This is a genomic window from Endozoicomonas sp. YOMI1, from assembly GCF_024606345.1.
GTDB lineage: Bacteria > Pseudomonadota > Gammaproteobacteria > Pseudomonadales > Endozoicomonadaceae > Endozoicomonas.
The window spans coordinates 1-1,125 of the sequence record NZ_JAHHPM010000210.1 but is presented as its reverse complement, the minus strand read 5'-3'; the positions used below and the strand labels follow the sequence as shown (position 1 = coordinate 1,125).

Genomic DNA, 1,125 nt, shown 5'->3' with positions numbered 1-1,125 from the left:
CCACTGGAACCCAGCACATTTCCAAAACGCACCATGGTAAAGCGAGTGATATTGTTAATCACATCACCAGGATGAAACCCAAATAGTTCCGGGTGATACAATTGAAACAACTTCTCCTGACTTAATGCCTGCAGCACCATCTCAGCCAACCGCTTGGAAGCTCCCATGACATTGGTTGGTCTGACCGCTTTATCGGTAGATATCAGTACAAAATTTTTAACACCGGCGATAATAGCCGCCTGGGCTGTGTAAAGTGTACCCAACACATTATTGCGCAACCCCTCTGAGACATTGTGCTGAACAATCGGAACATGCTTATAGGCTGCTGCATGATAAAGCGTCTCGACGCTGTAGCGTCGCATAACATCCAGAATTTCCTGGATTTTCAGGCGCCCACTGGCCAAGTCACTCAAACCTGGCATAGTTTTTATGGGCATTCCCAATAATTCAAGATTGCGAAGAATCTCAGCCCGTCGGCTTCGGCCCAGGGAAGGAATGGCCAGCAAAATTTCTTCTGCCCCGGTATTACGGATAACTTGTTCTATATTGGAAGCTAAGTGATAAATACGCTTCCCCATAATCACGCGGCCTTTCAAAGAATCATTGTCATCCAAAAAACCAACGGGGTGATACTCTCTTGACTTATTAAGGGCTTCCGCCAACTGCACACCCGCCGCACCTGCTCCATAAATGAGTACAGGAATACCGTAAGCTTTATTGACCTGTTTAGGCGAAGTCACCGGTTGTATGGAAAAAATGATTCTAACCACATCCTTCAGTGTGTAACCTCTCAACCACTGCCTGACACCATAGCGGGTCAAGCTGAGGAACAGGCCAGAGAAGCAGCAGTACAATACCGTTACCCCCCGAGGCATATTATTAATCCCCAAGAGGTAAAAAACGGCAATCAACATCAATATTGAGGCGACAGCTGCCTTGAGTATGGTCAACAGCACCTGATGGCTCATATAACGCAGGACAGCAGAATACAGGCCAAACCGTATATAGATTGGTAGCGAAACCACTGGCGCTAAAAATAACAACGTTATGAATAATGGCTGATAATGACCCTGACACTCCCCGCCCTATCGGGCGAGGGTTCTTAGATCGCTCCAAGAACCTTCC

Annotated in this window: 1 protein-coding gene; it reads right to left on the bottom strand. The window is 47.0% G+C overall.

The genetic code is table 11. The annotated features are described in order from the left end of the window. Positions 1-968: polysaccharide biosynthesis protein (locus tag KDK15_RS07265; protein ID WP_257294695.1), on the bottom strand; the 968-nt coding region annotated here is incomplete at its 3' end. Between the last annotated feature and the right edge of the window lie 157 nt (positions 969-1,125).